Origin of the sequence: Nocardia sp. NPDC050793 (assembly GCF_040654065.1) — a bacterium.
Classification (GTDB): domain Bacteria; phylum Actinomycetota; class Actinomycetes; order Mycobacteriales; family Mycobacteriaceae; genus Nocardia.
The window spans coordinates 131,581-156,645 of record NZ_JBFAHG010000006.1 but is presented as its reverse complement, the minus strand read 5'-3'; the positions used below and the strand labels follow the sequence as shown (position 1 = coordinate 156,645).

21 protein-coding genes are annotated in these 25,065 nt (G+C 69.5%); 8 read left to right on the top strand and 13 right to left on the bottom strand.

What is annotated here, in order from left to right; genetic code table 11:
* Positions 1-44: 44 nt before the first annotated feature.
* Complete coding sequence (locus AB0H50_RS22235; protein WP_357455702.1) at positions 45-1,187, bottom strand: MBL fold metallo-hydrolase; 1,143 nt, start codon at positions 1,185-1,187, stop codon at positions 45-47.
* Complete coding sequence (locus AB0H50_RS22230; RefSeq protein ID WP_357455699.1) at positions 1,187-1,915, bottom strand: enoyl-CoA hydratase; 729 nt, start codon at positions 1,913-1,915, stop codon at positions 1,187-1,189. Before AB0H50_RS22230 ends, AB0H50_RS22235 begins: the two co-directional genes overlap by 1 nt.
* Before the next feature lie 91 nt (positions 1,916-2,006).
* On the opposite strand from AB0H50_RS22230, the gene AB0H50_RS22225 reads away from it, so the two are divergent.
* Positions 2,007-3,122, top strand: a complete 1,116-nt coding sequence (locus AB0H50_RS22225; protein ID WP_357455697.1) for an NAD(P)-binding domain-containing protein — start codon at positions 2,007-2,009, stop codon at positions 3,120-3,122.
* Positions 3,123-3,131: 9 nt separating this feature from the next.
* On the opposite strand, the gene AB0H50_RS22220 is transcribed toward AB0H50_RS22225, so the two are convergent.
* The 6 genes from AB0H50_RS22220 to AB0H50_RS22195 form a co-directional block, all read right to left on the bottom strand.
* On the bottom strand, positions 3,132-3,983 hold the full coding sequence (locus AB0H50_RS22220) for an aldo/keto reductase (protein WP_357455695.1): 852 nt from the start codon (positions 3,981-3,983) through the stop codon (positions 3,132-3,134).
* 196 nt (positions 3,984-4,179) lie between these two features.
* A complete protein-coding gene (locus AB0H50_RS22215) occupies positions 4,180-5,688 on the bottom strand; it encodes a carboxyl transferase domain-containing protein (RefSeq protein ID WP_357455693.1) in 1,509 nt (502 codons plus the stop codon).
* A gap of 97 nt (positions 5,689-5,785) precedes the next feature.
* Positions 5,786-6,388: an ATP/GTP-binding protein gene (locus tag AB0H50_RS22210; RefSeq protein WP_174414979.1), complete on the bottom strand. Its 603-nt coding sequence runs from the start codon at positions 6,386-6,388 to the stop codon at positions 5,786-5,788.
* A complete protein-coding gene (locus tag AB0H50_RS22205) occupies positions 6,369-6,743 on the bottom strand; it encodes a DUF742 domain-containing protein (RefSeq protein WP_067785475.1) in 375 nt (124 codons plus the stop codon). Before AB0H50_RS22205 ends, AB0H50_RS22210 begins: the two co-directional genes overlap by 20 nt.
* A gap of 7 nt (positions 6,744-6,750) precedes the next feature.
* Entirely contained in the window at positions 6,751-7,164 is a 414-nt protein-coding gene (locus tag AB0H50_RS22200; RefSeq protein WP_011207200.1) for a roadblock/LC7 domain-containing protein, read from the bottom strand.
* Entirely contained in the window at positions 7,161-10,970 is a 3,810-nt protein-coding gene (locus AB0H50_RS22195) for an ATP-binding protein (protein WP_357455690.1), read from the bottom strand. Before AB0H50_RS22195 ends, AB0H50_RS22200 begins: the two co-directional genes overlap by 4 nt.
* 347 nt (positions 10,971-11,317) lie before the next feature.
* Between AB0H50_RS22195 and AB0H50_RS22190 the strand changes: the two genes are divergently transcribed.
* From AB0H50_RS22190 to AB0H50_RS22170, 5 genes are all read left to right on the top strand, one after another.
* Positions 11,318-13,402: an AMP-binding protein gene (locus tag AB0H50_RS22190; protein ID WP_357456131.1), complete on the top strand. Its 2,085-nt coding sequence runs from the start codon at positions 11,318-11,320 to the stop codon at positions 13,400-13,402.
* 124 nt (positions 13,403-13,526) lie between these two features.
* Entirely contained in the window at positions 13,527-13,913 is a 387-nt protein-coding gene (locus AB0H50_RS22185) for a hemophore-related protein (protein WP_357455687.1), read from the top strand.
* A gap of 38 nt (positions 13,914-13,951) precedes the next feature.
* The gene (locus tag AB0H50_RS22180) at positions 13,952-14,662 is read left to right on the top strand and encodes a response regulator transcription factor (protein WP_357455684.1); all 711 of its coding nucleotides are present in this window, start codon (positions 13,952-13,954) and stop codon (positions 14,660-14,662) included.
* A 13-nt stretch (positions 14,663-14,675) separates the two neighbouring features.
* Positions 14,676-16,070, top strand: coding sequence for a HAMP domain-containing sensor histidine kinase (locus AB0H50_RS22175; RefSeq protein WP_357455681.1), 1,395 nt, complete (start codon positions 14,676-14,678; stop codon positions 16,068-16,070).
* Positions 16,071-16,218: 148 nt separating this feature from the next.
* On the top strand, positions 16,219-17,391 hold the full coding sequence (locus AB0H50_RS22170) for a hypothetical protein (RefSeq protein ID WP_357455678.1): 1,173 nt from the start codon (positions 16,219-16,221) through the stop codon (positions 17,389-17,391).
* A 276-nt stretch (positions 17,392-17,667) separates the two neighbouring features.
* Here AB0H50_RS22170 and AB0H50_RS22165 read toward each other — a convergent pair whose 3' ends face one another.
* From AB0H50_RS22165 to pdxH, 4 genes are all read right to left on the bottom strand, one after another.
* Entirely contained in the window at positions 17,668-18,027 is a 360-nt protein-coding gene (locus AB0H50_RS22165; RefSeq protein WP_357455675.1) for an FKBP-type peptidyl-prolyl cis-trans isomerase, read from the bottom strand.
* A 33-nt stretch (positions 18,028-18,060) separates the two neighbouring features.
* On the bottom strand, positions 18,061-19,365 hold the full coding sequence (locus AB0H50_RS22160; RefSeq protein ID WP_357455672.1) for a citrate synthase: 1,305 nt from the start codon (positions 19,363-19,365) through the stop codon (positions 18,061-18,063).
* 157 nt (positions 19,366-19,522) lie between these two features.
* The gene (locus tag AB0H50_RS22155) at positions 19,523-20,806 is read right to left on the bottom strand and encodes an MFS transporter (RefSeq protein ID WP_357455669.1); all 1,284 of its coding nucleotides are present in this window, start codon (positions 20,804-20,806) and stop codon (positions 19,523-19,525) included.
* A gap of 66 nt (positions 20,807-20,872) precedes the next feature.
* Positions 20,873-21,529, bottom strand: coding sequence for a pyridoxamine 5'-phosphate oxidase (gene pdxH, locus AB0H50_RS22150; protein ID WP_357456128.1), 657 nt, complete (start codon positions 21,527-21,529; stop codon positions 20,873-20,875).
* 219 nt (positions 21,530-21,748) lie between these two features.
* Here pdxH and AB0H50_RS22145 point away from each other — a divergent pair, with 219 nt between their 5' ends.
* Entirely contained in the window at positions 21,749-22,879 is a 1,131-nt protein-coding gene (locus tag AB0H50_RS22145; protein WP_357455666.1) for a citrate synthase 2, read from the top strand.
* Positions 22,880-22,975: 96 nt separating this feature from the next.
* Here AB0H50_RS22145 and AB0H50_RS22140 read toward each other — a convergent pair whose 3' ends face one another.
* Positions 22,976-23,662: a hypothetical protein gene (locus AB0H50_RS22140; protein WP_357455663.1), complete on the bottom strand. Its 687-nt coding sequence runs from the start codon at positions 23,660-23,662 to the stop codon at positions 22,976-22,978.
* A gap of 162 nt (positions 23,663-23,824) precedes the next feature.
* Here AB0H50_RS22140 and serC point away from each other — a divergent pair, with 162 nt between their 5' ends.
* Positions 23,825-24,949: a phosphoserine transaminase gene (gene serC / locus AB0H50_RS22135; protein ID WP_357455660.1), complete on the top strand. Its 1,125-nt coding sequence runs from the start codon at positions 23,825-23,827 to the stop codon at positions 24,947-24,949.
* The last annotated feature ends 116 nt before the right edge of the window (positions 24,950-25,065 follow it).

Here is a 25,065-nt window from a genome sequence, read left to right as displayed (position 1 = left end):
CGTTCCTTTCCTGCCGCCAATCGGGTGTCGGAGATACCGACGGGTCAACCTACATTTTCCCACCACGAATCGCCGGGAGGCAGGGCGTTCGGCAACAGGCGCTGTCCCGGCATCGGCACCGCGATCGAGGTGCCCACGTCCTGCGCGGCGGCGACCATCCGGTGCACCGGCTCCGACCAGCCGTGGAAGGCCAGATTGAACGTCGCCCAGTGGATCGGCACCAGCAGGCCGTGGCCGGGATCGCCGATGCACAGATCGGCGTGCGCGCGCACCGCCTCCTCCGGGTTCATGTGCACGTCGGCCCAGCGCTCGTCGTAGGCGCCGATCGGCAGCAGCGTCAGGTCGAAGGGGCCGAGCGCCGCGCCCGCCTCGGCGAACGCCTTGGTGTAGCCGGTGTCGCCGCCGAAATACACCCGCCGCGTCGGGCCGACGATGGACCAGGACGCCCACAGCGTGGTGTTCCGTACCAGGCCGCGGCCGGAGAAGTGACGCGCCTCGGTGCAGGTGAGCACCAGATCGGACCCGTCCCGCTCCCGGCCCAGCGCGGCAAGCGAAATCGAACCGCCCCAATCCAATTCCACGATGCGATGCTCGGGGACACCCCAGTGCCGCAGGTGCGCGCCGATTCCGATCGGGACAAGGAACGGTGTGGACTGCCCGGCCACGAGCGCCCGGATGGTCTCCTTGTCCAGGTGGTCGTAATGGTCGTGGGAGATGATCACCGCGTCCACCTGCGGCAGCTCGGCGAGCGGGACGGGCACCGGATGCAACCGCGCGGGGCCGACCAGCGGCGAGGGCGAAACCCGTTCGCTCCATACGGGATCGGCGAGGATCCGGTATCCGTCCACCTCGATCAGCGCCGACGCGTGTCCGTACCAAGTCACCGCGAGATCGGCGGCCTCGGCGGGCGGCTGCGGCTTCTGCAGTGGAACCACCCCGCGCGGGCGCCCGGCGTTGCGCTTGGTGAACGCCGAATACAGCAGGGAGGGAACCGAACTCGCCGCGATCTGGGTGCTCGGCTCGTTATTGTGGAACTGGCGGTCGCGATAGCTCACCGCCCCTGCCGCGTACGGCTGGATGGCCGACATCGAGGCGCCGATCGCCTCCGGTATGCCCCACGCAGCCCTGACCACCCAGGTGAGACCGGCCGCTGCCGCTGCGAAACCGAGCATCTTCCTCGTCCTCATCATCGCCCCACGAACTTCGCCGCGCGCTTCTCCATCCGCGCCAACCACCCCTCTTTGGCGTCGGCGCTGGTCCACGCGGCCTCGAGCGCCGCGCGCTGCTGCACGGATTCCGGTTCGCGGGTGCCGTCGTCGTTGAGCACCAGTTTCATGTGGCGCAGCGAAAGCGGCGCCAGCTTCGCGATCGATTTCGCCCACTCCTGCGCGTCGGCGAGAGTGCCGAGTTTGTTGGCGAAGCCGAGGGAATAACAGTCGGCGGCCGGAATCCGTTCGGCGCCAAGCAGAACGGTGCGAGCCGGACCGCCGCCGATCAGCGAGACCAGCCGCCGCACAGTCCATCGGTCCACGGTGATGCCGAGCTTGGCGGCCGGAATGGCGATGTAGGCATCCGGCCCGATCACCCGCAGATCCGAGGCGAGCGCCAATTGCACGCCCGCGCCGAGCGCGCCGCCGTTGATCGCGGAAATCACCGGCACCGGGACCGACTCGATGGTGTGCAGCATGTCGAGCAGATCGGAGAGGAATTCGTCGGAGTGGACGCCGGACAGGTCGGCGCCCGCGCTGAAGATCGGGCCGCGCCCGGTGAGCACGATCACCCGCGCCTCGTCGGCGACAGCGGCTAGCACGGCCTCGCGCAGCCGGATCACGAGCTCGTGGTCGAGCGCATTGCGCCGCTCCTCGCGTTGTAATTCGATGGTGACGATGTCACCATCTCGGCTAACTCCGAGCATGCATCCTCCCCGACTGAAACGTGTCGTTTGGTTGCTTTTACTCTGCCATAGGCGGCAACGCGGGGTGTCGAAGGCGATACCATCGGCGGCTGTGCCGACCGACTTCGACATCCTGGTGATCGGCGCTGGTCAGGCGGGGCTGTCGGCCGGCTACCACCTCCGCCGCCTCGGGCTGCGCCCGGAGGCGGACTTTCTCGTCGTCGACCACGCGCCGGGACCGGGCGGCGCGTGGCAGTTCCGCTGGCCATCGCTCACGATCGCCACCGCCAACCGGGTGCACGATCTGCCGGGGATGTCGTTCGCCGAGACCCTGCCGCCCGGCTCGGAAAGCGTGCCCGCGGCGACGGCCGTGCCGCACTATTACGAGCTGTACGAGAAGCGCTTCGATCTTCGGGTGCGGAGGCCGGTGTCCGTCGGCGTGGTGTGCGACCGCACCGAGGACGGCCTGCGCTGCGACGGACGCGGGGCCGTCCTCACCGCCGAGACCGACACCGCGGGCACGATCCGGGTGCGCGGACTGATCAACGGCACCGGGACCTGGGAGCGGCCGTTCATCCCCCGCTACCGAGGTCAGGAGGCCTTCGCGGGGCGTCAGCTGCACACCCGCGACTATCGGACCGCCGAGGAGTTCGCCGGAAAGCACGTGGTGGTCGTCGGCGGCGGCATCTCCGCGGTGCAGCTGCTCGACGAGATCTCGAAGGTCACCACGACCACCTGGGTCACCAGGACCGAGCCGGTGTTCCGCGACGCGGAGTTCACCGACGAGGCGGGCCGGGCGGCGGTGGCGCTGGTGGAGGATCGGGTGCGTAACGGCCTGCCGCCGGGTTCGGTGGTCTCGGTGACCGGCTTGCGCTGGGACGACCGGCTGCGCGCCGCCGACGCGCGCGGCGCCCTGCGCAGGCAACCGATGTTCGACCACATCGAACCCGACGGGGTGCGCTGGGCGGACGGCACGTTCCAGCGTGCCGATGTCATCCTGTGGGCCACCGGGTTCCGCAGCGCGCTGGACCATCTGGCTCCGCTGCGGCTGCGCGGGCCCGGCGGCGGGATCACCATGACCGGGCGTCTCGCGACGCAGGTCGCCGTCGATCCGCGCATCCATCTGATCGGCTACGGTCCGTCGGCGAGCACCATCGGCGCGAACCGCGCGGGCCGGGCGGCCGCCGTCGAGCTGACGGAATACCTCGGTATCGGCGACCGCCGCTGAGCCGCCCGATCAGAGCCCGGCGGTGAAGCTGTCCGGGTTCGGGCCGAGGCGGCCGCCGCGGTCGAGCGCGTCGATGGCGTCGACCTGTTCGGGGGCGAGATCGAAGCCGAACACGTCGAAGTTGGCGGCCATGCGCGACGGCGTGACCGACTTCGGGATGACGATGTTGCCGAGCTGCAGGTGCCACCGGATGATCACCTGCGCCGGGGTGCGATCGAGCTCGTTCGCGATCGCGGTGATGGTCTTGTCCTCGAGCAGGGTGCCCTGGCCGAGCGGGCTCCACGCCTCGGTGGCGATGGCGTTCGCGGCGTGGAATTCGCGCAGCTCATGCTGGGCGAGACCGGGGTGCAGCTCGATCTGGTTGACCGCCGGGATCTCGCCGGTCTCCTCGATCACCCGGCGCAGGTTCGCCACGGTGAAGTTGGACACACCGATCGAGCGGACCCGGCCCTGGCGCTTGAGTTCCTGGAAGGCGCGGAAGGTGTCGACGAACTTGTCGGCGATGGCCACCGGCCAGTGGATCAGGTACAGATCCAGGTAGTCCAGGCCGAGCTTGGCCATGCTCGCGTCGAAGGCGCGGAACGTGGATTCGTAGCCTTGGTCGGCGTTCCACAGCTTCGTGGTGACGTAGACCTCGTCGCGGGGCAGGCCGAACGCGCGGATCGCCCGCCCGGTGCCCTCCTCGTTGCCGTAGATCGCGGCGGTGTCGATGCTGCGGTAGCCAGCCTCGAGCGCGGCGGTGACGACGCCCGCCGCATCCTCAGGCGGCACCTGGAACACGCCGAACCCGAGCTGCGGGATGACATTGCCGTCGTTCAGCACGATCGACGGCACGGCGGAGGTCTCGCTTCGGAAGGTCACCCGTCCGACCGTAGAAGTGCGCGGGCGAACCGTCAACGACGCTTACCCGCGTGTTCACTCGCGACAAAGCGCCTGAACTGGGTATTTCGCCCGCGCGCTCGGTCAGCCGCGCGGGAAGCGGATCTCGTTGCCGGTCGATAGCGGAACCCGTTGCGGATTGATAGCGGACGAGGGCGGTCCAGCGCGCGAGCTCGGTTCAGTAGGCCGCAGGAAGCCCGAGCCTGCGGTAGCGCTGGTGGCGGGCGCGTTCGAGATCGTGCAGGGGCAATGCGCGCAAGCGGGCCAGTTCCGCGCCGATGGCGGCGACCATGCGGAGGGCGAAGTCGACCGGTTCGTCGGCGGCATCGGGGTGCTCCGGGACGATGCGGTCGACGATGCCGTCGGCGAGCAGAGCGTGCGCGCTGATGCGTTGGGCGGCGGCGAGTTCCGGCGCGTGCTCGGTGTCGCGGAAGACGATCGCGCTGGCGCCTTCCGGAGGCAGCGGCGCGAGCCACGCGTTGGTGGCGGCCAGGACCCGGTCGGCGGGCAGCAGCGCGAGCGCGCCGCCGCCGGTGCCCTGGCCGAGCAGCACCGAGATGGTCGGGGTGCCCAAGGTCACCAGATCGGAGATGCAGCGGGCGATTTCGGGAGCGAGCCCGCGCTCCTCGGCCTCCTTGGACAGCGCCGCGCCCACCGTGTCGATCACCAGCACCAGCGGCAGTCGCAACTCCTCGGCCAACGCCATGCTGCGGCGCGCCTCGCGCAGCGCGGCAGGTCCCATGGTCTCCCCGAGCCGTCCGGTGCGGTCGTGGCCGAAGACCACGCAGGGCTGCCCGCGGAATCTGGCGAGTGCGTGCACCACGCTGCGATCGGTCTCGCCTTGGCCGGTGCCGCTGAGCGGAACCCGTTGCGTCACATGGCGCAACAGGTCGCGGAGGCCCGGGCGATCGGGGCGGCGCGAGGCCAGCACGGAGTGCCAGGCGGCATCGGCATCGGCGGCTGTGCCACCCGGATCCGGACCGGGACGCTGATCCGCGGCCTGCTCTTCGTCGCGTACTTCTCCGCTGAGCACGCTCAGCGCGCGATGGGCGATCCTGCGGAAGACGTGCACCGGCACTACGCCGTCGATGACACCGCGGTGGTACAGGTTCTCCGCGACCTGCACGCCCTCCGGGAAGTCCGTGCCGTACAGGGCCTTGTAGACGCGCGGGCCGAGGAAGCCGATCAGCGCACCCGGCTGCGCGAAGGTCATGTGGCCGAGCGAGCCCCACGACGCGAACACCCCGCCCATGGTCGGGTCGCGCAGGTACACGAGATAGGGATGGCCCGCGGCTTTGTGCGCGGCGACCGCGCCCGCGATCTTCACCATCTGCACGAACGCGATGGTGCCCTCCTGCATGCGGGTGCCGCCGGAGGTCGGTGACGCGACGAGGGGCAGGCCGAGTTCGGTGGCCCGCTCGACGGCCGCGACGATGCGTTCGGCCGCCGCGACGCCGATCGAGCCGGCCAGGAACCCGAACTCGCAGGCGATCACGGCCACCCGCCTGCCGCGCAGCAAACCCTCGCCGGTGAGCACAGACTCGTCGGTGCCCGCCGCCGACGAAGCCTTACGCAGATCCTCGCGGTAGCGCGGGGACGCGGCCACCTCGAGTGGTGGCCGATCCCAGCTGACGAACGACTCCGCGTCGAGCAGTCGCCCGAGCCACTCCCGCGCCGAAATTCGCATCGCGCGAGCATATCCGCACGGTCGGACGGCACAGCCGCCCGCGCCGCGGATCGTTCGATGACGAGACGGCCGCGGCGAGCCGCGGCCGTCCCCGTGATCAGTAGCCCTGCATCACCTTGCGCAGGGCGTATTCGGTGAGCGAAACCAGCGCCTGCTTGGCGGGCTCGCGCCGCCGCGCGTCGATGGACAGGATCGGCACGTCCGCGGGCACCGCGAGTGCCTGCCGGATGTCCTCGATCGGATAACGCGGTGCGTCGTCGAACTCGTTGAGCGCAACCAGGAACGGTAGGTTGCGCGCCTCGAAGTAGTCGACGGCCGCGAAACTGTCCTCCAGCCTGCGGGTATCGACGAGCACCACGGCGCCGATGGCGCCGCGGATCAGGTCGTCCCACATGAACCAGAACCGGTACTGGCCCGGCGTACCGAACAGATACAGCACCAGATCGTCCGCGAGGCTGATCCGGCCGAAGTCCATGGCCACCGTGGTGGTGGACTTCATCGGAATGCCGGTCAGATTATCGATTCCGGTACTGGCATTGGTCACCAATGCCTCGGTACGCAGCGGAACGATCTCCGAGACGGCACCGACCAGCGTGGTCTTGCCGACACCGAAGCCACCAGCGACCACGATCTTCGCCGAGGTGGGCTTGCTGGTGCGGGTATCGACCTGTGCCGTCGAATCAAATACGCCGGAGTCCACTGAGAACCCTTTCGATCAGCTCGCGACGTTCATCGTCGCTGGAATCGTCTTTCAAAGTCGCGGAAACGCGTACATGACCGGCCTCGATCAGGTCGGCAACGAGTACCCGTGCCACACCTATCGGAATTCCGAGTCGAGCCGCTACTTCGGCAACGGACGGCGATTCTCTGCACAACTCCACGATTGACGTTTCGATGTTGGTCAGTTCGAACTGCCGCTCCAGGGCGACCGGATGCGACGCGACGAGGGCCTCTAGCGCCAACTCGACCGTGGGCCTGGTGCGGCCCGCGGTCAACGAGTATGGGCGAACGAGGCTCGGCTCGGCGCTCCCCACGCGGTGATCTTCTATGTCCATCCCACCATCAGGAACCCATCGTGACGCGTGGCGTGGCCTGTACCGTCTGGCCAACACGCTCGACCAACAGAGCCATCTCGTAGCCGACCTGTCCGATATCGCAGGACGTGTTGGTCAGCACCGCGAGATAGGAGCCGTCGCCGACCGCCATCAGCAGCAGGTATCCGTGTTCCATCTCCACGACCGACTGCAACACCGTGCCGCCCTCGAACAGGTTCGAGACGCCGACCGAGAGGCTGGCCAGGCCGGCGGTGACCGCCGAGAGCTGTTCAGCGCGGTCGACAGGCAGCTGGGCGCTTGCGGCCATGAGTAGCCCGTCAGCCGAGACCAGGACGGCATGAGCTACGCCAGGAACCTCGTTGGCGAAGTTCGAAACCAGCCAATCCAGCTGACGGTTCGTACCACCTAGATCGGGGTTCATCGGTCTCCTTTGTCTCCGGTTAGGTTCATTTCTCTCATCGCACGGCCATCCCGGACGCCCTGCTGGTGACGGCTCAAGCTGGACCTGATCGATTCCGGATCTCGGCTCGCAGCCCGACCCGCGGAGCCGCTGACGGCGCCGGGGACCAGCCTCCCGCCCGGATTGCGTTGAGGCAAGCCCGCAGCCGTTTTTGTTTCCGCTTGCGCCTCACTGGCCCGGCGTGCGGCCTGCCAACCCTCGTCGCCCGGCGACTCGAAGGAGGCCGCGATCTGGGACCGATCCGGGTTCGGATCGGCCAGCCACGCCGACATCATCTCGGCGAAGATCGGGCTGTCCATCGGCGACCCGGACTCATCGGCGGGTTGCAGGCGAGTCTGGAAGAAGGACGCCGTCTTCGACGGGTTGGACCGGTAGCTGTGCTTGCCCGGGTCGCGGCCGGTCGTCGGGGCGCTCGGCGCTGCTTCCTGCTCCGCGTGGCTCGCGGCGGGCTGCACCGTCCGTTCCCGTTGCGGCAGGCCGACTCCCGGCGGCACCTCGCGCTGCGGCATCACCGTGGCGCCCGGCTCCCGCTGCGGCAGGCCGGTGGGCGACGGTGCCGCCGAAGGACGCTGCGGCAGACCGTTGGGGGCCTCGCGCTGCGGCAGGCTGTCCGCCGCGGCGGGCCGCTGCGGCAGACCACCCGCGGACGGGTCGCGCCGCGGTGCGCCGCTGGTGCCGGGCTCGCGCTGGGGCAGGCCGTTGCCGCCTTGCTGACGCTGCGGCAGACCGCCGGACGCCGAGTCACGCTGGTGTAGTCCACCGGAGGCCGAATCGCGCTGCGGCAAATTGCCGGAGGCGAAATCACGCTGCGGCAGACCGCCGGAGGCCGAACCACGTTGCGGCAAGCCACCGGAGGCGGCGTCACGTTGCGGCAGACCACCCGCGGCGGAATCACGCTGCGGCAAGCCACCGGAGGCCGACCCACGCTGCGATAGACCACCCGAGGATGGGCCACGCTGCGGTAGACCCGAGGAGGCGTCGCGTGCGGGCGCACCGTTCGCACCGGGCTCCCGCTGCGGCAGACCGTTGGGCGCCGCGTCGCGCTGCGGCAGGCCGGTCGGCGCCGCGTCCCGTTGCGACAGGCCGTTCGGCGCCTCGCGCTGCGGCATCAGGCCGTTCGCGGCGGAATCGCGCGGCGGCAGGCCGGAAGACGGTTTACGCGGCGGCATTCCGTTGGCGCCAGGCTGACGCTGCGGCAGACCACCCGCCGCGGAATCACGCTGCGGCAGACCACCCGCCGCGGGATCACGCTGCGGCAGACCACCGGCGGCGGAATCACGCTGCGGCAAGCCATTGGCTGCCGAATCGCGCGCAGACAGACCCGAGGCCGCGTCTCGCGCTGGCGCGCCGTTCGTACCGGGCTGGCGCTGCGGCAGGCCGCCGCCAGCGCTCGGATTCGGCACGCCGTTGGTGCCCGGCTGGCGCTGCGGGAGATCGCCGGACTTCGGCATCTCGCGCTGCGGCGGCGCATCGTTGCCGCCCAGCTTCGCTCCGCTGACGGTCGGCGGCGTCGGCGGCCGCGGCGGGCCGCCCGGGGTCAGGTTGCGCTTGGGCAGGCTCGCCGCGGCGAGCTTGCCGCGCTGCGGACCGCTGGAGCCGGGCTGCGGACGCAGGGACGGGCTCGATTGCGCCGAGTCCTGGCGCAGTCCGGTCGCCATCGAGTTGCCGGGCTGACGCTGCGGGAGTCCATCCGCGGCGTCGCTCGTCTCGGCGGGCTTGCTGACCGGAATCGGTCCGCTCACCCCGGGGTCGACGGTGACCATCATGTTGCCGCCCGGTGTGCGGGTGATCGAGCGCATCTGCATGGACGCCGGCGTCGACTGACGCTGCGGCGCGGCGGGCGACGGCGTCGGCGTCGGCGTCGGCGTCACGGGCTGCGGTTCCGAGATCAGCTTCCCGGCGACGACCAGTCCGATCGGCACGTGCACCGTCACCGTCACACCGGGATCGCGCGCGGTGTCGAAGGTCGGGCGCAGCCGCACGGTGAGTCCGTGGCGCTCGGCCAAGCGGCCGACCACGAACAGACCCATGTGCCGGGCGGTGTCGGGCCCCGGTTCCGCGGTCTGCTCGAGCTTCCTGTTGATCTCCGCCATTTCCGCGGGTGGCATACCGATGCCTCGGTCGGCGACCTCGATGAGCATGCCCTGGTCGTGCGCCTGCGCGAAGGTGAACTTCACGTCGGTCTCCGGCGGGGAGGCACGCAGCGCGTTGTCGAGCAGCTCGGCGAACAGGTGCGCGAGGTCGGAGGCGGCCGGTTCCTTCAGCGAACCGCGGGGTGTAGCGCCGAGCTTGACGCGCTCGTAGTCCTCGACCTCGGAGATCGCGGCGCGCAGCACGTCGGCGATCTCGACCGGCGCGGACTTGCCGCGGCGCTGTTTGGTACCCGCCAGAATCAGCAGGTTGTCGCCGTTACGGCGCATACGGGCAGCGAGATGGTCCAGCCGGAAGAGGTTCTCCAACAGGCGGGGGTCCTTCTCGTCGTACTCCATCGCCTCGATGAGGGTCAGCTGGTGGTCGACCAGCGACTTGGATCGCCTGGCCAGGGTCTCGAACATATCGTTCACCTGGCGACGCATCTGCGCCTGGTCACTCGCGAGGCGCAGCGCCTGGCCGTGGATGTCGTCGACGGCGCGGGCGAGCTGGCCGATCTCCTCGGTGCTTCGCACCGGCATCGGCTCCAGCGGCACGTCCTCCGGCTTGGCGTTGTTACGCAGCTGGGCGACCTCGTGCGGCAGGTCGCTCTCGGCGACGCGCAGCGCGGCGAGGCGCAGGCGGTGCAGCGGCACGATCATCGAGCGCGCGACGAACACCGCGAGCAGCAGCGCGGCGAGGATGGTCGCGATGACGATCGCGGTGTAGCTCCACGCGTCGCGGTTGGCGGTGGCCGCGAGCGAGTCCATCGCGCTGTCGATGTCCTTGGTCGCCTTGGCGACCACGAGCTCGTAGACGTCGACGCTGCCGGTCAGCGAGTTCTTCAGCTCGCCGAGCGGAATCTTGCCCGCCTGCGCCTCCGGGCTGTTCAGCAGCGAGAGGCGGTTCTCGATGCCCGCACGCAGATCCGCGATCGAGGCGTCGCCGTCGGGGAAGCGGTGCGCGAGCACGTTGAGCAGCTGCCGCTCGGAGTTGGCCGCGATCTGGAAGGACTGGATACCCGACTCGGTGCTGTGCAGCACGTCGTTGAACGCGGCCAGCTCGCTGACCAGGGTGGCTCGGGTGTTGAGCGAGTCGACCAGGCGCAGCTTCGCGGCGTCCAGCGCCGGGTCGGAGACCTGCGAGACGGTGCTCTCCACGATGCGCACGCTGTCGTTGCGAATCCGGTCGATGCCGCCGAGCGCCTCCACCGAGTCGGCGGCGGCCTTGCCCCTGGACAGGATCGCCTTGGCCTCGGTGATCATGTTCTGCAGCGCGGACTCGGCCTTCGGCTGACCGGACAGGTTGCCCACCGCGCTCTGCGCGGCACCGATCGCCTTGTCGAGGTCGGCGAGGTTCTGGTCGGTCACCACGCTCTGGCCTGGCAACAGCGAGACCATCTGCGAACCCGCGACCGTGGCCGCGTTCGCACTCAAGCCGGTGACGGCCGGGATCGCCTCGATGTTCTTGGCGACCCCTTCCAAGCGGTTCGCCTCGGTGAACTCCGAGGTAATCCTCGACACGCCGAGGCCCACCGCGACCGCCAGCGGCACGGCAAGAACCGCCGTAACCTTCCAGCGCAGGTCCCAATTGCCGAGCGCCCAGCGCTTCTTGCCGGACCTAGCGGCGTCACGCATCTCCCACTCACTTTCCAAACTGGCCCCATTCGCGCGCGCCATCAGCGAACCTCCACAATCGCATGCTGGCTCGACGGGTGGAGCTGGCCGAGAACTGCGGCTGGCCGAGAAATTGCGTCTACGACGGCCGAAATAAGTGACATCAGATTCTAACGGATCAATAACAGCTTGGGCGACATCGAGTATAGCCACGGGCCTTGACCTGCCCGTTCCAGGCAAAACCAAAGGTCGCGGCACCCACCCGGGCGTCGCGTGAAGTCTGCCACAATCATCCAGATCTATCGAGGCGGGCATCGAGGCGAAGCTAGGGAGTCACAGGTTTGAGCACAGCATCACAGGGTGATTCGGTGGGGGGCGGTGGCCGGTCGACTGGTGGGCACGCGAAGCACGACTACCGACCGGTCTATCAGACCAGCCTGGTCGATCCCGCCGAATTCTGGACCAGCGCGGCCGAAGCGATCGACTGGGAGGTGCCCCCCGGCCAGATCGTCGACCCCACTGCCAGGCCCGTAGCCAGGTGGTTTCCCGATGCCCGCCTCAATACCTCCTTCAACGCCCTCGACCGTCATGTGCGCACCGGCACCGCCGACGAGGGGGGTCTGGCCGATCGGCCCGCCCTAATATACGACTCCGCTATGACCGGCGCCAAGGTCGTTTTCAGCTACGCCGAACTGCTCGACGAGGTGGCCACCTTCGCGGGCGCGATGACCAGGCTCGGCGTCCGCAAGGGCGATCGGGTCGTCATCTACCTGCCGATGATCCCCGAAGCCGTGATCGCGATGCTCGCCTGCGCGCGGATCGGCGCGGTGCACTCGGTGGTGTTCGGCGGCTTCGCCGCCCCGGAACTGGCCGCCCGCATCGATGACGCCGAGCCTGTGCTGATCGTCACCGCCTCCGGCGGCATCGAACCGGGTCGCAAGATCGAATACCCGCCGATCGTGTTGCAGGCGCTCGACCTCGCGGAGACCACCGCGCCGCGGCACGTGATCGTCAAGCAGCGCCCCGACCAGTTCACCCCGATCACCTTCGCCGCGCCCCAGGCGGCCACCGAGACGCTGCCGAGCTCCGAAGCCACCGTCGCGGCGCAGTGGCTGGACTGGGAGGACGCGGTACGCGACGCGGAGCCCGCCGATCCGGTGCCGGTCGCGGCCACCGACCCGCTCTACATCCTCTACACCTCGGGCACCACCGGGAAGCCGAAGGGCGTCGTCCGCGACAACGGCGGCCACGCGGTCGCGCTGGCCTGGTCGATGCGCAACATCTACGACGTCGGGCCAGGCCAGGTGATGTGGGCCGCCTCCGACGTCGGCTGGGTGGTCGGCCACTCCTACATCGTCTACGCGCCGCTGCTCGTCGGCGCGACCACGCTGCTCTACGAGGGCAAGCCGGTCGGCACCCCCGACTCGGGCGCGTACTGGCGGGTGGTCGCCGAATACGGGGTGCGGGTGCTGTTCACCGCGCCGACCGCGCTACGCGCCATCCGCAAGGCGGACGGCGAGGCCAAATTGGCCCGCAACTACGACCTGTCCTCGCTGCGCGCGCTGTTCTGCGCGGGCGAGCGGCTCGACCCGGCCACCTACGAGTGGGCGACCGGGACCTTGCTGGCCGACCGGCCCGACTGCCCGGTCGTCGACCACTGGTGGCAGACCGAGACCGGCTGGCCGATCTGCGCCAACCTGCTCGGGCTGCAGGAGCTGCCGATCAAGCCGGGTTCGGCATCGGTGCCGGTGCCCGGCTATCGGTTGCGGGTGCTGGACGCCGAAGGCAACCCCGTCCCCGCGGGCACCGAGGGCAATATCGTCATCGGGCTGCCGATGCCGCCCGGCACGCTGACCGGGCTGTGGCAGGACGAGCCACGGTTCAGCCGCTCCTATATGTCGGCCTTCCCCGGGCACTACCTGACCGGCGACTCGGGCTACTTCGACGAGGACGGCTACCTCTACGTCCTCGGCCGCAGCGACGACGTGATCAATATGGCGGGCCACCGACTGTCCGCTGGCAGCATCGAGGCCGCTATCGCGGGCCACGAGGCGGTGGCCGAGTGCGCTGTGATCGGTCTGCCCGACGAGCTCAAGGGCCAGCGCCCGATCGCCTACGTGGTGCTCAAGGAAGGCGTCGAGGTCGACCCGGCCCAGTTGCGCGAGGAACTGATCGCCTTGGTGCGCGAGAATATCGGCGCGATCGCCACGCTGCACGACGCGGTCGTCGTCGCCGGGCTGCCGAAGACCAGATCGGGCAAGATCCTGCGCAAGACGATCCGGCAGATCACCGCGGGCGACACCTACGACATGCCCTCCACCATCGAAGACCCCGCGGTGCTCGCCGCGCTGGAGGATCAGATCATCACCACGAGGGCCGACGAGGAGGCGAGCGCGGCGTCGGACAACGGCGAGGCGACCCTGCCCGACTCGGACCCCGTTGCGCCGTCCTGATTCCCTTCCGGTGGCGATCGTGCCCTCAGAACTTTCTCAGGGATCGCTCACACGCGTGCCAGCGCTTCGCAATAGCGTCGGATGCGCTTTCGCTCGATCCCTCGAAGAACTGGAGGCATTCTCGATGAACTCTTTCCGTCGTCGCACCGGTCGTGCCGCGCTGGCCGCTGGCGGCATGGCCACGGTGGCGATGCTGCTCTCCCCGGCGCTCGCGTCCGCCGACCCGGCGGAGCTGGCCGCGCCGCTGCTCGCCTCGGACTGCACCTTCGCCCAGGTCGACGCCGCGCTGCACGACAAGGCGCCGCAGCTGGCCGCGATGCTCGACGCGAACCCGGCTCGGAAGGCGGAGCTGCAGCGCCGCTTCGACCAGCCGGTGGAGCAGCGCCGCGCCGAGTTCCAGCGCCTGGTCGACGAGAACCCGGGTGCCGCGCGCGAGGCGGAGAACGATCCGCGCGCGGCGGGGCTGCGCGAGACGATCCAGGCCGTCGCGGCGGCCTGCCACAACTACTGATCGACGCCTGACCGACGACCGCACCCGGGACCGGCAGAATGAACGACGTGACCACCTCGACGCCGACCGTCCTCGTTGTCGATGACGACGAGGACGTGCTCGCCTCCGTCGAGCGCGGACTGCGGCTGTCCGGTTTCCGGGTGCTGGTCGCCCGGGACGGCGCCGCGGCGCTGCGCAGCGTGAGCGAGCACGCTCCCGACGCCATCGTGCTGGACATGAACATGCCGGTGCTGGACGGTGCCGGTGTGGTTACCGCGCTGCGCGCCCTGGGCAACGAGGTACCGATCTGCGTGCTCAGCGCCCGCGCCTCGGTGGACGACCGGATCGCCGGGCTGGAATCCGGCGCCGACGACTATCTGGTGAAACCGTTCGTGCTCGCCGAGCTCGTGGCGCGGATCCGCGCGCTGCTGCGCCGCCGCACCGACACGCCCGCCCCCGCGACCCCCGGCGCCATCACCGTCGGTCCGCTCGAGATCGACGTCGCGGGTTATCGCGCCCTGCTGCACGGCACCGAAATCGAGCTGACCAAAAGGGAATTCGAGCTGCTGTCCACGCTGGCGCGCAATGTGGGCGTGGTGCTGAGCCGGGAGCGTCTGCTGGAACTGGTGTGGGGCTACGACTTCGCCGCCGACACCAATGTCGTGGACGTCTTCGTCGGTTATCTGCGCCGCAAGCTGGAGATCGGCGACACCCCCCGCCTGCTGCACACCATCCGCGGCGTCGGATTCGTCCTGCGAGCGCCGAAATGAATGCGGCCGTGCCGTGAAAACCCGTGGGAGCAAGACCTTTTCGCTGCGCACCCGAGTGGCGGGCGCGGCGGCCGCAGGCGCTGTCATCATCGTGACCGCGTTGAGCGCGATCACCGTGCAGGCGATCGAGCGCAACAATCTGCAGCAGAGCGACCAGCAACTCGCGGTCTCGTCCCGCCTCGTCCTGCTCGACCCGGTGATCGCGGTCGGCGTGCTCGGGCTGACCGGACTCAACGACGACATGGCGATCACGGTGCGCGACAAGGGTTCCGTGGTGGCGAGCAGCCCGGTCCAGCTCCCCGACCTGTCCACCGGATCGCGCACCGTCACGGTGGGCGGCGTCCCGTACCGCGTGCTCACCACGACCGAGAACCAACCGCCGGGCCGCACTGTCTCCCTTGGCATTCCGGCAGACGAAGCGGCTCGCGCCACGGCGGAACAGCAGCGCTGGGTGATGGGCGGCGCGCTGCTCGCGGTGGCGGCCGCGGGCGCGCTCGGCTGGTTGCTCGCAGGCCGCGCTGTGCGGCCGATCGTCGACCTCACCAGCCAGGTCGGCGCCCGCAGCGCCTTTCCCGATCGCGACAATCCGCAGCCCCCGGTCGACGGCAAGGGCATGCACGAGGCCGAGGAGCTGGCCGACGCGGTGAACCGCATGCTGCAACGGGTGGACCAGGCGCAGGAGGAGACCGCGGCCGCGCTGGAAACCGCGCGCGACTTCGCCGCCGTCTCCGCCCACGAACTGCGCACCCCGCTCACCGCCATGCGCACCGACCTCGAGGTGCTGCGCACCCTCGACCTGGACGAGACGCAGCGCGCGGAGATCCTCGCCGACCTGCAACGCAGCCAGGGCCGGGTGGAGACCACGCTGGCCGCGCTGGAACGTTTGGCCACCGGCGATCTCACCAACGAACGCGATCACGTGGACACCGACGTCGGCGACCTGTGCGACCAGGCAGCGCACGACGCCATGCGCCACTTCCCCGGCCTGACTGTGCGCATCGAGACCGACGCCGAACTGGTGACCCGCGGCCTGCCCGCAGGCCTGCGCCTCGCGGTGGACAACGCCCTCGCCAACTCGGTGAAGCACGGCGGGGCCACCGAGGCGGTGGTCTCCGCCCACCGAACGCCGTGGGGCCACATCGTGATCGCCGTCGACGACAACGGGCGCGGCATTCCGGTCGAGGAGCGCGACGCCGTCTTCGCCCGTTTCTATCGCGGCAGCCAGGCAAGCAAGGGCGGCTCCGGGCTCGGCTTGGCGTTGGTCGCCCAGCAGGCCCAGTTGCACGGCGGGCGGGCGTACTTCGAGGACAGTCCCCTCGGTGGCGCACGGCTGGTGCTGGATCTGCCGGAGCGGCATCGCGTCAGCGATCAGTTCCCGTCGAACGGGGCCGGTTACCGAAACCGCTGACAACCGTCGCGCGTCAGGACGCGCTTCGTCCGGATGTGGCGCACATCGCGTGAGCGCGGTTCGGCGCAACGAAATCCTTTGCGCCCTTACCGAACTCTCAGAGAAACGCCAACGGGAGCGTTAGCAGCGGTCCCTAGGGTCGGCTTTCGTGATCGGACATCGCGCCCGCTGGGCCCTGCTCGCCGTTGGGATCGTCACCGCAGGAGTGATCGGAGGTGGACTCACCGCCTGCGCGGGCCCGGGTTCGGCGCCGTCGAAGATAGCTCTGGTCAATGCCGACACCGGGCCGACGGGCGCGCGCATCGTGCAGGCACTGGAGCAGGACGGCGCCGGCTACGAGTGGACCATGGCGAAACCAGGTGAGGCCGACGCAGCCGACTACGCGGCCGTGATCACGCTGCCCGCCGATCTCACCCAATCCATGGGCACGCTGGCAGGCCCGCAACCGCAGCGCGCCATCGTCACCGTCGCCGCGCACGACAACGCCGACGGCGACCTGTTGAACGGGGCCGTCCAAGCGGTGACGCACCGCATCGGCGCGACCGGCGTCGACGCCGCGCTGGCCGCCGTCGCCCAGGCGCGCAGCCAGCTCACCGGCGTGCAGTTCACCGCCCAGCTGCTCAGCGCCGGGGTGAATGCCGCGGCCTCGGGCACCGATCAGTTCAGCGCGGGCGCCGATCAGCTGCTCGGCTTCCTGGAATTCGCGAAAGAGGGCTCCGCGCAGCTGACTTCGGCCATCGCCATGCTCAACGACACCGTCGACGGCGCGGCCGTGCAGGCGAATCAGCTTGCCGAGGCGCTGGATTCGACCGGGATCACGATCGCGCAGGTACAGCAGACCGCGGGCACCGTCAGCACCGGCCTGGACCAGATCCTGCCGCTGCTGCGCGCGCTGCCCTTCGCCAACGACCCCGCGCTGGCCGACGTCATCGGCAAACTCGATGCGCTACGCGCCGTTTCGGGTCAGGCAGGCTCCCAGCTGGACGGCCTCGACCTGCTCGTCGGCGGCGCAGTCGACCCGAACACCGATCTGGGCACGCTGCTGCGGACCGTCGTCGGACGCCTCCAGTCCGCCAGCGCCCAGCTCAACGAGGGCGCCAAGCTCGCAGAGGGCCTCCCCCAGCTCGCCGAACAGGGTGGCGCGCAACTGGTCGACGCGATCGGCCAGCTCACCGGCGGGGTCACCCAGCTTCAGCAGATCGTGACCAACCTCAACACGCAGACCGGCAAGGCCATGGACGCCCTACCGATGCGCAGCAGCACCCAGCAGTCCGCCATCGCCCTCGCCCTCACCGACCCGGTCGAAATCGTCCGCGAGTGAGCGCGGCTTCGACGCAGAGCCAAGCCGTTTCGGTTCCAGCTGATCGCCCCGAATACGACCGTGGCCCGCACTCCAGGGAGTGCGGGCCACATTAGATCCGAACCGAGCAAGGCGCATCAGCACCCACGCCCGGAGCGAGTCTTACGAGCGACCGTTCGCGGCCGTCTCGCTTCCGAGCGGTCGAAGCGCACGCGACGAAGTCGCAAGTCTCGACCGCTCGGACGCGAGACACAAGAGGCCGCGAACACGCGCGCGCCAGCGCGCCAAAGACGCCGATCAGCTCGCGTTCAGCAGGTCGATCACGAAGACCAGGGTCTTGCCGGAGAGGTTGTGGCCCGAACCAGCCGGGCCGTAGGCGAGCTCCGGCGGGATGGTGAGCTGGCGGCGGCCGCCGACCTTCATGCCGGGGATGCCGTCCTGCCAGCCCTGGATCAGGCCGCGCAGCGGGAAGGTGATGGATTCGCCACGCTTCCACGACGAGTCGAATTCCTCGCCGCTTTCGAACTCGACACCGACGTAGTGCACCTCGACGGTGCCGCCGGGCACGGCTTCCTTGCCCTCGCCCACGACAAGGTCTTTGATCACGAGCTCGGTGGGCGCGGGGCCCTCTTGGAATTCGACAACCGGCTTGGTCATTCGGCTATCCCCTTCGATAGGTGGGTTGGATTGTCAGCGGTTGGTGATCTCGCGGTAGTCGCGCGCGCCGTAACCGGTGTAGATCTGGCGCGGGCGGCCGATCTTCAGCGGCTCGCTGTGCATCTCGCGCCAGTGCGCGATCCAGCCGGGCAGCCGGCCCATCGCGAACAGCACGGTGAACATGCGGGTCGGGAAGCCCATGGCCTTGTAGATGACGCCGGTGTAGAAGTCGACGTTCGGGTACAGCTGGCGCGAGACGAAGTAGTCGTCGGTGAGCGCGGCCTCTTCCAGCGCCTGGGCGATGTCGAACAGTTCGTCGTCGCCGCCGAGCTTGCGCAGGATGGCGTCGGCGTGCTTCTTGGCGATGGAGGCGCGCGGGTCGTAGTTGCGGTAGACGCGGTGCCCGAAGCCCATCAGCTTCACGCCGTCTTCCTTGGCCTTGACCTTGCGGATGAACTCCTTGACGTTGCCGCCCTGGGCCTTGATGTCGTCGAGCATCTCCAGCACGGCCTGGTTGGCGCCGCCGTGCAGCGGGCCCCACAGCGCGTTGATGCCGCCGGACACCGAGGTGAACAGGTTGGCGTCCGAGGAGCCGACCAGGCGCACCGTGGAGGTGGAGCAGTTCTGCTCGTGGTCGGCGTGCAGGATCAGCAGCATGTCCAGCGCGGCCGCCACTTCGGGGTCGACCTCGTAGGGCTCGGCCGGGAAGCCGAAGGTCATCCGCAGGAAGTTCTCCACCAGGCTCAGCGAGTTGTCCGGGTAGAGGAACGGCTGGCCGACGGACTTCTTGTACGAGTAGGCCGCGATGGTCGGCAGCTTGGCGAGCAGGCGGATGGTGGACAGCTCGACCTGCTCGGGGTCGCGCGGGTCCAGCGAGTCCTGGTAGTACGCCGACAGCGCGTTGACCGCGGAGGACAGCACCGGCATCGGGTGCGCGTTGCGTGGGAAGCCGTCGAAGAACCGCTTGAGGTCCTCGTGCAGCAGCGTGTGGCGGCGGATCCGGTCGGTGAACTCGTCGAGCTGAGCCTGGCTCGGCAGCTCGCCGTAGATGAGCAGGTAGCTGACCTCGATGAAGGTCGAGGACGCGGCCAGCTGGTCGATCGGGTAACCGCGGTAGCGCAGGATGCCCGCTTCACCGTCGATGTAGGTGATCGCCGACTTGGTCGGCGCGGTGTTCATGAATCCCGGGTCGTAAGTGACGTACCCGGTGCTGGCCAGCATTTTGCCGAGGTCGATGCCGTCGTTGCCTTCGGAGGCTTCGGCGATCGTCATGGCGTATTCGCCACCGGGATAGCTCAGCACCGGTTTGGCGTCGTTGATGTGGTCGTTCTCGGGCACAGAAGGATCCCTCTCAGGCTAGGACCGTCGGCATCGAAGTGCGGTCGGCACGGCGGTGCGATTACCTAGACGCTAGTCGCTGTCCACGCGGCCCGGGAACGAGGGTGCCCACCGGGCGACCTCACAAACGTCGCGCCGTCACGTGAGGTTTCGTCGGTCATGCGGGCAGCGATTCGGGGTGCGCCCGGGCGACCCGGTAGCGAACGAATGCAGGGAAGGCCAAGGCGGCCAGCACGACACCGATCACCACCAGTACGCCGCCGCCCGCCGCGGCGACGGCCGTACCCAAGCTCGCCGCGGCAAAACCGTGGGCAACGTCACCGATCCGCGGGCCGCCCGCGACCACCACGATGAACACACCTTGCAGACGACCGCGCATCTCATCGGTGGCGACGGTCAGCAACATCGTGGTACGCAGCGCGGCAGACACCATGTCGACGGCGCCGCCGAAAGCGAGGAACGCCACCGCGATCCACAGCCAGACGCCGAGCCCGAAGAGCTGCCCGGCCAAGCCGACCGCGAGCCCGAAGCCGACCATCGCGACGCCCCACAGCGCGATGCAGACGATCACGGCGAGGCCTTGGCGTCGAATGCGCGGAATCCACCCGGAGAACACGCCGCCGAGCACCGCGCCCGCCGACATGGCCGCGAACAGCAGGCCGAGCGCCACGCCGCCGCTGGCCGGGTCGCCGAACGTCTCATGGGCGATCTGCGGGAACAGCGCGCGCGGCATGCCGAACACCATGGCGATGACGTCGACGAGGAAGGAAGCGAGCAGGATGCGCTGGGTGGCCAGGTAGGCGAAACCGTCCAGCACCGTGCGGAATCCGGCCTTGCGCGCATCGCCGGTCGGCGGGAACGCGGGCAGCCGCCAGACCGCCCACAGCGTGACCAGCAAGGCGATGGCGTCGACGAGGTAGAGCGTGGACAGCCCGATCAACGGGATGAGCGCACCCGCGAGCACCGGCCCGGCGATGGCGCCGACCTGCTGCACGGTCATGCTCAGCGAACTGGCGGCGGCGAGTTGTTCTGGCGGCAGGATGCGGGAGATGGCCGCGCTGCGGGTCGGCTGGTTCACCGCGAAGAACGCCTGCTGCACGGCGAACAGGACCAGCACCACCCAGACGTTGTCCATCCCGGCCGCCGCCTGCGCCCAGAACAGCACCGCGGTAATGCCGGTGCCGGCGGTGGTGATCACCATCAGCTTGCGCCGGTCCATGACGTCGGCGAGCGCGCCGCCCCACAGCCCGAACAGGATCAGCGGCACGAGTCCGAAAAGCCCGGAAAGACCGACATATCCGGAGCTTCCGGTGATCTGGAAGATCTGTTGCGGCACCGCGACCACCGACAGTTGGGCCCCGACGACGGTGACGATGTTCGTCGTCCACAGCCTGCGGTAGTCGGGATTGCGCAGCGGGGTCGTGTCGGCGAGCAGCTTCACCGGCCGGAGACTAGCGAGCTTCCGGTCGGCGAGACGACGCGAGATTCATCACATGATCAGCTCTTGTCATGGCTGCAAACGGTCGACCGTCATCCGTCCTCCGGCGATCAGCACCCGAATCCTGTTGTGCAGCCTGCCGCGTCGGCCCTGCCAGAACTCCACCTCGTCGGGGCGCAGCAGATAGCCGCCCCAGTGCGGCGGCACCGGGATCTCGTCGACGTCGGCGAAGCGCGCGGTGGTCTCGGCCAGCGCGCGATCCAGTTCGGCCCGCGACCCGATCGGGCGGGACTGCTGCGAGGCCCACGCCCCGAGCTGGGAGTCGCGCGGACGCGAGCGCCAATACACCGAGGTCTGTTCGGCGGAAGATCGCTCGACCGGCCCGCGCACGTGCACCTGCCTGCCGAGCGCGGGCCACAGGAACGTCGCCGCGGCGAACGGGACGGCGGCCAGTTGCGCGCCCTTGGCGGAGTCGTAGTTCGTGTAAAAAGTCACACCTTCCGGTGAGAGTCCTTTGCACAGCACCGTTCTGGCGACCGGTCGCGGTGTTCCGTCGGCCAGCGAGACCGTGGCGAGGACCATCGCGTTGGGCTCGGCGATGCCGACGGCGGTGGCCTGCTCGATCCAGTGGCGCAGCAGCGGCTCCCAGCCCCCGGCCAGCCACGTTTCGTCGAGGTCGATGTCCTCGCCGGAGCCGAAGGGCGCGCCGCCGTACTCGACCCGCATCGCGGACAGGTCGGTGTCGGCCGGGAGCTCGATCGCGTCGCGGCCCGGGTCCGGCGGGAGCAGGACCGGATCCGGCGCTGAATTGTCCAGGTCACGCATGGGCCAGACGTTACTCTGCGGTAGCAGGGAGCTAAGGTTTTGGTGATCGGCATGTGCTCGGCGAGCAGCACCCTCATCGGCGAGAACTCATGCGACCCGAAGTGCAAGGAGAGTCACAACATGACTACCAGCCCGGCCACCGTACCCAGCGATTTCGTCAGCGGCCTCGAGGGCGTGGTGGCTTTCACCACCGATATCGCCGAACCGGACAAGGACGGCGGCGCGCTGCGCTACCGCGGCGTGGACATCGAGGACCTGGTCGGCAGCCGGGTGACCTTCGGCGACGTGTGGGCGCTGCTTGTCGACGGTGAGTTCGGCCGCGGCCTGCCGCCCGCCGAGCCTTTCCCGCTCCCGGTGCACACCGGCGACGTGCGCGTCGACGTGCAGGCCGGTCTGGCCATGCTCGCGCCGATCTGGGGCTACCAGCCGCTGCTCGACATCGACGACCAGGAAGCCCGCGAGAACCTGGCCCGCGCCTCGGTGATGGCGCTGTCCTACGTGGCGCAGTCGGCGCGCGGCATCTACCAGCCCGCGGTGCCGCAGAAGAAGATCGACGAGTGCACCACGGTCACCGAGCGCTTCATGACCCGATGGAAGGGCGACCCCGACCCGCGGCACACCGAGGCCATCGACGCCTATTGGGTCTCCGCCGCCGAGCACGGCATGAACGCCTCCACCTTCACCGCCCGCGTCATCGCCTCCACCGGCGCCGACGTGGCGGCCTCGCTCTCCGGCGCGATCGGCGCGATGTCCGGCCCGCTGCACGGCGGTGCCCCGGCCCGCGTGCTGCCCATGATCGAAGAGGTCGAGCAGACGGGCGACGCCCGCGCGCTGGTCAAGGGCATCCTGGACCGCAAGGAGAAGCTGATGGGCTTCGGTCACCGGGTGTACCGGGCCGAGGACCCGCGCGCCCGCGTGCTGCGCGCCACCGCCAAGCGTTTGCAGGCCCCGCGCTACGAGGTGGCGGCCGCGCTGGAGCAGGCCGCGCTCGCCGAGCTGCGCGAGCGTCGTCCCGACCGCGCCATCGAGACCAACGTGGAGTTCTGGGCCGCGGTGATCCTCGACTTCGCCGAGGTGCCCGCGCACATGATGCCCGCCATGTTCACCTGTGGCCGGACCGCGGGCTGGTGCGCGCACATCCTGGAGCAGAAGCAGCTGGGCAAGCTGGTGCGCCCTGCCGCGATCTACACCGGTCCCGCCGCGCGCAGGCCGGAAGAGGTCGCGGGCTGGTCCGCCATCGCCCACCTCTGAGCCGACAACTTCACAGACGATCGCGAGCCGGGCGTCGCGGCGGGTCTTCCCGCTGTGGCGCCCGGCTCGTTCAGCATTGCAGCCAGCGGAGGCCCCTCATTCGTCGCCGAGCGAGGCCGCCCAGTCCACCGCGACGGATTCGCCGCGATCGACGGTGAAGAACGCCACCTCGAGATGCTGACCGAGGTCGACGAGGCCGATCGCGGCCAGCGGCACCGGCTGAACAAGGCGGACCCGCCACGGCCGCGATTCGTCCCAGGCCCGCAGCTCGAGATCGAGGCGAAGCACCGGATCGTCGCAGCCCGCGTAATCGGCGGCCACCGGCGTGGCGGCGAGCACGGTGGCGTCGGCCCTGCGGCCGTCGGCGAGGATCTTGGCGATGCTCACCCTGGTCGCCTCGTCCGCGTCGGGGATGTAGAGCACCAGCCGGTCCCGGTCCCCTGGATCGACGCGGCAGGCGACCACGTCGCCCGGTTGCATCCACTCCAGGTCCCCCTCGCGCATCCGCTGCCGAACCCCGGTCTCGTACGGCAGCGCACCGTCGATCTGCACCCGAACCCAGAACACATGGCCCGGCTCGCCCCGCCGCGGCTGCGGTCCCGGACCGGAGAACCGGACGAACGACGGCGCCGAGCTCGCGCGCACGCCGAGGATTGTCGCCGATCCCGCCGTGCCGTGGATCAGCAATTCGCGCCGCGCCGCGCCCGACAGCGCGCCCGCCCGCAGGCCGAAGTTTCGTGGCCGTCGTGCCCGCAACCGCCACCCCGAGTTAGCCGACGCCATGCCCATGGCCGAAAAGGGTAGCCGTACTGTGGCGTACGCCACAGCAATACGCCGTCTCTATGAGTCATTGATCACACCTTCGCCCATTTCCGGGACGTGGGCGGCCATGAGGTACCCACCCGCACGAACCGAGCAGGTCGGACACGCCTTACCCTATTGGCCATGACCTCTGCGTTCCCGACCATTCCCGACGACCTCAAGCCCGCCGACGGACGGTTCGGCTGTGGCCCCTCCAAGGTGCGCCCGGAACAGCTGGAGTCCCTCGTCAAGGTGGGGGCCTCGGTGTTCGGAACCTCGCACCGGCAGAAGCCGGTGAAGGACGTGGTCGCGCGCGTGCGCAGCGGCCTGCGCGAGCTCTTCGCCCTGCCCGACGGCTACGAGGTCGTCCTCGGCAACGGCGGCACCACCGCGTTCTGGGACGCCGCCGCGTTCGGCCTGATCCGCGAGCGCTCGCTGCACCTGACCAATGGCGAGTTCTCCAGCAAGTTCGCCGCCGTGGCCAAGGGCAACCCGTTCATCGGCGACCCGATCGTGGTCTCCTCCGAGCCGGGCAGCGCCCCCGAGCCGGTGGCCGACCCGTCCGCCGACCTGATCGGCTGGGCGCACAACGAGACCTCGACGGGCGTGGCCATTCCGGTGCAGCGTCCGGCCGGTTCGGAGCACGCGCTGATCGCCATCGACGCCACGTCCGGCGCGGGCGGCCTGCCGGTGAACATCGCCGACGCCGACGTCTACTACTTCGCGCCGCAGAAGTGCTTCGCCTCCGACGGCGGCCTGTGGGTGGCGCTGATGAGCCCCGCGGCGCTGGCCAGGGTCGAGGAGATCAAGAGCAGCGGCCGCTGGACCCCCGAGTTCCTCTCACTGCCGGTCGCGATCGACAACAGCACCAAGGACCAGACCTACAACACCCCGGCGCTGGGCACCCTGCTGCTGTTCGCCAACCAGATCGAGTGGCTGAACGCCAACGGCGGCCTCGACTGGGCGGTCAAGCGGACGCTGGATTCCTCCTCGCGGCTGTACTCGTGGGCCGAGTCGAGCGAATACGCGACCCCGTACGTCACCGACCCGGCGCACCGCTCGCAGGTCGTCGGCACCATCGACTTCGCCGACTCGGTCGACGCGGCGCAGGTCGCGAAGGTGCTGCGGGCCAACGGAATCGTGGACACCGAGCCGTACCGCAAGCTCGGCCGCAACCAGCTGCGCGTCGGCATGTTCCCGGCCATCGACCCGGAGGACGTGAGCCAGCTCACCCGCAGCATCGACTGGGTCGTCGAAAAGCTCTCCTGAGCGAATTCCCCGGTGCCCGTGGCCTGACCCCAGACCACGGGCACCGCGCTCGAATCACTCTCGAGCGAGCACCAACTCAAAGCGGTAAACCCCGCTTAACAACCGCAATTTCCCCG